Source organism: Rhizobium sp. P40RR-XXII (genome assembly GCF_012641405.1).
Lineage (GTDB): Bacteria > Pseudomonadota > Alphaproteobacteria > Rhizobiales > Rhizobiaceae > Rhizobium.
On sequence record NZ_JABAII010000013.1, the window covers coordinates 178,214 to 184,546 of the forward strand.

Annotated in this window: 6 protein-coding genes and 1 pseudogene; 3 read left to right on the top strand and 4 right to left on the bottom strand. The window is 58.8% G+C overall.

The genetic code is table 11. The annotated features are described in order from the left end of the window. Nucleotides 1-3: 3 nt before the first annotated feature. Both HGP16_RS23230 and HGP16_RS23235 read right to left on the bottom strand, forming a co-directional pair. Nucleotides 4-990, bottom strand: a complete 987-nt coding sequence (locus tag HGP16_RS23230; RefSeq protein ID WP_168842348.1) for an ABC transporter permease — start codon at nucleotides 988-990, stop codon at nucleotides 4-6. Between the two features lie 86 nt (nucleotides 991-1,076). After that, nucleotides 1,077-3,023 (bottom strand): ABC transporter substrate-binding protein, encoded by a 1,947-nt coding sequence (locus HGP16_RS23235; protein ID WP_168842349.1) that lies wholly within the window; start codon nucleotides 3,021-3,023, stop codon nucleotides 1,077-1,079. Nucleotides 3,024-3,235: 212 nt separating this feature from the next. Between HGP16_RS23235 and HGP16_RS23240 the strand changes: the two genes are divergently transcribed. Together HGP16_RS23240 and HGP16_RS23245 are read left to right on the top strand one after the other, a co-directional pair. After that, on the top strand, nucleotides 3,236-3,949 hold the full coding sequence (locus tag HGP16_RS23240) for a FadR/GntR family transcriptional regulator (RefSeq protein WP_168842366.1): 714 nt from the start codon (nucleotides 3,236-3,238) through the stop codon (nucleotides 3,947-3,949). An 81-nt stretch (nucleotides 3,950-4,030) separates the two neighbouring features. After that, nucleotides 4,031-4,951, top strand: coding sequence for a dihydrodipicolinate synthase family protein (locus HGP16_RS23245; RefSeq protein ID WP_168842350.1), 921 nt, complete (start codon nucleotides 4,031-4,033; stop codon nucleotides 4,949-4,951). Nucleotides 4,952-5,186: 235 nt separating this feature from the next. Here HGP16_RS23245 and HGP16_RS23250 read toward each other — a convergent pair whose 3' ends face one another. Both HGP16_RS23250 and HGP16_RS23255 read right to left on the bottom strand, forming a co-directional pair. Further along, entirely contained in the window at nucleotides 5,187-5,585 is a 399-nt protein-coding gene (locus tag HGP16_RS23250; RefSeq protein WP_168842351.1) for a type II toxin-antitoxin system VapC family toxin, read from the bottom strand. Next, nucleotides 5,582-5,833 (bottom strand): AbrB/MazE/SpoVT family DNA-binding domain-containing protein, encoded by a 252-nt coding sequence (locus HGP16_RS23255; RefSeq protein WP_168842352.1) that lies wholly within the window; start codon nucleotides 5,831-5,833, stop codon nucleotides 5,582-5,584. The genes HGP16_RS23250 and HGP16_RS23255 overlap by 4 nt, the downstream gene beginning before the upstream one ends. 390 nt (nucleotides 5,834-6,223) lie before the next feature. On the opposite strand from HGP16_RS23255, the pseudogene HGP16_RS23260 reads away from it, so the two are divergent. Next, nucleotides 6,224-6,333 (top strand): annotated as a pseudogene (locus HGP16_RS23260) (IS5/IS1182 family transposase); the annotation flags it as partial.

A 6,333-nucleotide genomic window follows, 5' to 3' on the forward strand; every position in this document is an offset into this window, starting at 1 on the left:
CTCCTATTCCAACCGGATGCGGGGATCGACAAGGGCGAGCAGAATGTCACTGATGAGTGACCCGATCAGCGTCAGTGCGCAGATCAAAAGCACGAAGGCGCCGGCAAGATACATGTCCTGCGCCATCAGGGCCTGGAGCAGCAGCGGTGCGGCTGTCGGCAGGTTGAGAACGATCGCCACCACGACGGACCCCGAGATCAGGTTGGGCAGCAGCCAGGCAATGGTCGAGATGAACGGGTTGAGCGCGATGCGCAGCGGATATTTGACCAGCAGCCGGAATTCCGAAAGGCCTTTCGCGCGGGCGGTCGTCACATATGGCTTGGGCAGCTCGTCCAGCATATTGGCACGCATGACGCGGATGAGGCTTGCTGTTGACGAGACGGCGAGAATGATGACGGGGAGCCAGATATGCGACAGCAGGTTCAGCATCTTGGCGATGCTCCAGGGCGCGGTCTCGAATTCGGAGGAGAACAGACCGCCGACATCCTGCCCGAACTCGACCGCCGCAACATACATCAGCACCAGAGCCAGCAGGAACGACGGGATGGCGAGCCCAAGGAAGGTGAAGGCGGTGAACAGATAGTCGCCGATCGAATATTTCTTGACGGCGGAATAGACCCCGATCGGCAAGGCGATCGCCCAGGTGGCGACGAGGGTTGCCAGCGCCAGCACGAGTGTCAGCGCCATGCGCTCCCAAATCAGGCCGGAAACCGGTTGCTGCCATTCGAAGGAGATGCCGAAATCGCCGCGCGAAATGATGTTCCAGATCCATTTCAGATATTGGATGAGCATCGGCTGGTCGAGACCGAAGCGTTCGCGCAACTGCGCGGCCGTGTTCTGGTCGACCACTTCGTTCGACGAGGCGAGCGTGGCGATATAGGTTGTCACATAGTCGCCAGGCGGCAGCTGGATCAGCACGAAGGCCAGGAAGCTGATGGCGAAAAGGGATGGGATCATCCACAAAAGGCGTTTACCGATGAAGACCAGCATGGCTGTTTCTCGCAGTGAGTGCTGCCACGGGCAGCTCCGCATGAAGGAAAGCGCCGCCCATGCAAGGCGGCGCTTGATCGGTGTGGTCAGCTGGTGAAGAAGAATTGCTGCGGCATGGCCGGTCCCGGGTTGGGCCAGGACCAGCTGTCAGGTTGCTTTTCTGGAACATTGTGCAGATTGTTGCGGATAATGCCGAAGCCGCCGACGGCAAGGCAAAGCCCAACGGTTTCAAACTCTTCGGCGGCGATGTCGAAGATCTGCTTCATGACGGCGCCGCGCTTGTCGAGATCCGCCGTCGAACGTGCCTCGTCGAAGAGCTTCATGCGCTTCTTCTGGCTTTCCGGCGGTTCCTCGCCCTTCTTGCCGTTCGATGTGTACCAGACCGACCACGGAATGGCGTAGCGCGAACCCTGCGGATGAAAGGCGAAGAAATCACGCGGGTCGAGCATGGGGTCGAGGCCGCCAGGCCCCGGCCACACCTGGGCGTCGTGGGCGTTGTCGTCACCGCGAGTGTAGTAGAGCGCGCGCTCGATCGTGTTGACTTTCATGTCGACGCCGATCTGCGCCCAATGTGCCTTCACCAGTTCGAGAGCATCGACCAGATCGGGATAGAGGGTCGGAATGACATCGATGGCGAAGAAGATTTTCTGGCCGTCCGGCCTCAGACGAAAGCCGTTCGCATCCTTCTTGCCGTAGCCGGCCTGATCGAGTATGGCGCCGGCCTTGTCCGGATCGTAATCGGTGAATTGGCGGGCGTATTTTTCATTGTACCAGGGGTGCTCCGGTCGCGGTCCAGCCTGGTAGGGCTGGCTCTGGCCGAAATAGACGATGTCGATGATTTCCTGCCGGTTGATCCCGAGCGAGAGCGCCTGCCGGACCGATTTGTCGGCAAACATCTTGCGCATGGCCGGATCTTTATGGGTAATGTTGAAATAGATCTGGCATTGCTGCGAGGTCGAAGGGACAAGAGTTAGGAGGCGATAGTCGCCCTTCTTCATGTTCTGCGAGAGCGTCGGCTTATTGGCGAGCACGCTGATATGGCGTTCCTGAATGTCGATCTTGCCGGAGATGACGTTCAGCATCAGGGATTCGACATCCTGCGAAATGCCGAAATTGATCTCGTCGACATAGGGAAGCTGGTTGCCTGATGTATCGACCTGCCAGAAGTAGGGATTGCGGGTCATGACGACGCGGGTGGCACCGCCGGTATAAGGCTCCTTGACGACCCAGGGATCGAGCGTCGGTTTGTCCGGATTGCCCCAGCGCGAGGGGATCTCGATATCACCGCAGCGTGCGCGGAAAAATTCGGGCCAGCTGCTGGCGCCAGCCTTCTTCGCGTCGTCGGCAACGTTCGGATTGTATTTCGGCAGGAACTGACTGCAATAGTGCTTGGGAAACAGCGTCGGATGCTGGCCGAGCGGGGTTGCAAGGTTTTCCAGATAGAGTGCGTTCGGTGCCGCGAAGGTGAATTTCACCGTGTGGTCGTCGATTTTCGTGACATCGACGGCCTTGCCAGCGACCGAGAGCTGCGCGGGCGCAGCACTATAGAGATCGGTATTCTTGACGCAGTCCTCGATGGCGAAAACGACATCGTCGGCCGTGAAAGGATGGCCGTCCGACCAGCGCGCGCCCTGGATGAGGTAGAAGGTGAACTGCGAGGCGTCGGCATTGACGTCCCAGCGTTCGGCGAGATTCGGCAGAACCTGGGTGAATTCGAGATTCCAGCGCACCAGGCTCTGGTTGCCTACCATGCGCAGGATGCCGTTATGGTCGGAAGAGCCGCGCAGGCCGCGCCGCAACGTACCGCCATACGTGCCGACCTTTTCGTAAGGCGTGACCACCATCGGCTTTTTCGGTAGCCGCTCGGCCAGTGGCGGCAGCTTGCCGCCCTTGACGAGTTCAGCCAAGGCAGGCGCCTCGCCGGCCGCATCGGCGGCGCTGACGCGGCCGGCCAGAGACAGGGCTGCCATTCCCGCCATGCCTCCGAGGACGGCACGTCTGCTCACGCCACGGGACACTGTTTCATCGCGCATCAAATCCTCCCATTTTAACCGCGGCCGGGTTTTCCCTGAGCCGACGCGACAAGCTCCCAACCCGTCGCCATTGCACCCCTCTGGCGCAGCGTCGAGACCATATTACGTTCTCAGATAATTACAAGAGTTGACAGATTTTTACAGATTTAGTAGCTCTGACGCGCAGGAAATGCGCTATGTCCGGTGCTGGCCGGCATTCAAAAAGGACGATGATGAAACTCTCTGTCGCCAACGATCCCGGTACGGGCGCGACGCGCTTCGGCGACATCATCTATGAGAGGATCGTCGCCATGATCGCGGACGGACAGTTTCCGGTGAATGAAAGACTGCCGGCGGAAGCCAAGCTCGCGGAGATGTTCGGTGCGTCGCGGCCCGTGGTGCGCGATGCTCTGGAGCGGCTGCGTGCCGATGGCTTGATCGTATCGCGCAAGGGGTCCGGTTCCTATGTGCGCCAAAGGCCGGATTCTTCAGTTCTGAAAATGGTGCCCGTGGGATCGCTCGCCGATGTCCAGCGCTTTTTTGAATTTCGTGCCGGTCTCGAGGCGGAAGCCGCCGAGCTTGCGGCGCGCAACTGGCAGCCGGAGGACAAGGAGCGGATCACGGCGGCGCTTCAAAAGATCGAACAATGTCTTGGCGAAGGCCGCCTCGGCGCGGAAGAGGACCAGGAGCTGCACGATGCGATTGCGATCGCCACCGGCAACCAGTTCCATATCACTGTCCGCGAATTGTTCAGGCCGCACTTCGCCATCGGCCATTCGGTGACGCGCAGTCTCAGTCTCAAGCGGACGCCAGAGCAGATCCGCAGCGTTCAGGACGAGCATGCCGTCATCGTGCAGGCGATCTTCGCGCGGCAGGAGACCGAAGCGCATGATGCCATGAAGCGACACATATTGAATGCACGCGCCCGCATGTTCCAGGGCGTTTAGGAATTGGATAAGGCTGGAGCGGGGTGATGGCTTCTTCAAGCTTCCTCGCTTGCGCCTCGATGGGTGATGAAGGGTAGGAAGATGAGCATTGAGACCATGCGGCAAGCGTTGACCGGCGTATCCGGTGTTCCGGTCACGGCTTATGATGCAAGCGGCGAGGTGGAACCGCAGGTGACCGCCAAGGTCTACCAGCGCGTGGCCGCAGCCGGCATTCACAACATCGTCGCGGCAGGCAATACAGGCGAATTCTATGCGCTCACGCCCGAGGAAATCCGCCGCGTCCACGAAGCCGCGATAAAGGGTGTGGACGGCAAGGCACCGGTGACGGCGGCAATCGGTCGTTCCCTGCGCGAGGCAATTGGCATGGCCAAGGATGCCGCCTCGATCGGCGCCTCCGCCGTGATGTCGCATCAGCCGGTGGATCCTTTCGCCGCCCCCGCTTCGCAGATCGACTATTTCCACGATCTGGCGGAGGCGTCGCGCCTGCCGCTCGTCGCCTATGTCCGCGCCGAAGGCTTTAGTGTCGATGACATGGTTCGCCTGGCCGGTCACGGCAATATTGCCGGCATTAAGTTCGCGACGACCGATCTGATGCTGCTTTCGCGAGCGATCGCCGCCTCAGATCCGAGTGGCGCGCTGTTCGTCTGCGGTCTCGCCGAAAGCTGGGCTCCGGCGTTTGCAGCCGCCGGCGCGCGCGGTTTCACCTCCGGCCTCGTCAACGTCGCACCGAAGCTGTCGCTTGCCGTTCTCGCGGCCTTGGCGAAAGGAGACTTTGCTGCCGCCCGCGCGATCGTCGACAAGCTCGAGCCCTTCGAGCGCATGCGCACAAAGTTCCGCAACGGCGCCAATGTCACGGTCGTCAAGGAAGCGGTGACCTACTCCGGCTTGAATGTCGGCCCCGTTCGTGTTCCGGGGCTGCCATGCCTCGATCAGAAGGATCGCGAGGAACTGTTTGCCCTGCTTCGTGCCTGGCAGGAAGCAGGCGAGCTTTTCGCCAACTGACATGAGGCGTCTCTGCAAATTTCGAACCTAACGGCGCGGCGCCGAAAGAGCGAGCTTCGGCGCCCAAAATTAGATATGGGACAATGATATATGGGACGGCCGCCTGATGCCGTAAAGCTCCTGATCGACCTTTTAGGATCGACAGTCGGGACGGGGTGATACTGATGAGCCTTCTTTGTATCCGCTGTGGATTGAGAAAAGGGTTCCCGCGCTGGAGATATGTGGGGGCCTTTAGTCACGACACGAGCTGTGCTGGCTGTCCTTGCTGCGTCACCAATTCGACCGCTTGTTTATCAAACGAGACAAAGGTTTCGCCGCCCAACCAGTTACCCTCATAAGCCATGATACCATCGGCAAAGTCACCGCCGGCTTCGAGGATCGCAAGGCCGGCCTCAACCGCGGGACGGTTCATCACGACATTGCCCGCGTCCAGCAAATCACGGATTGTCGTGGCGATATCGTCTTTTGATAACCTGGCGCCACGGCGCAGTATCCAAACGAGCTCACATAGGCACGGCAAGGAAACGGCGATCAGTGACGCTTCTTTTAGAAGTTTACCGGCAGTCTCCGCCTGCTTTGCATCGTCCTGCAATACAGCCCGAACTAAGATATTCGTATCGACCGATATTTTCATTCTTCTCCTGCCCAGCCGGAGGCGGCAATCTCATTCATTTCACTGATCGTCAGCGGCTTTTTGATCTTGCCAGCATGCCGCCCGATGAATTTATCAATGGTTCCGGTTGGCCGGGCGGCCTTTACTCGAAGCTCACCGCCCGGGAGCTTGTCGAATTCGATCCGTTCTCCGGGTTTGATGCCTAGGTGCTGCAACAAATCTCGCTTTAAAGTGACTTGACCTTTCATTGTTACAGCCAGAGACGTCATAGGAAATTCCTCCTTCATAAGATCTATCTGCATAGTAATTGAAATTCACATTACCGACAAGCCAATTCAAAATATAGTTGTGTTTGGCACAATGAGACACTGTTGGCGAGCTTCGCGGAATGGGGATATGACCCCAATTAAAGTGGATCGGCTCTAGCAGAAGCTTACTGACAACGCGCAATGAACAAGCGGCAATTTAATCGTATTGAAGCGGCCCCATTGACGTTGCGGTCACCCGATACAAGCTCATGATGAGCTGACCGGTATGGCGACCTCAGCACTTAATATTCTTATTCGCGTTTCACGCCGACGCTCGCGGTTAGGAGGTGTGGACTCTTGGGTTTCCAAGGCTGAGCGAATCAGATTCAAGACGGTCTTTTGGAGGCAGTCATGGGTGTTTTGGATCGTCTGATCCTTCGGGACGAACAGTGGGCGCGGATAGCGCATCACATCATTGGTGACGAGCGCACGCGCGGCTCGTCTGGCCGCGACAACCGCAT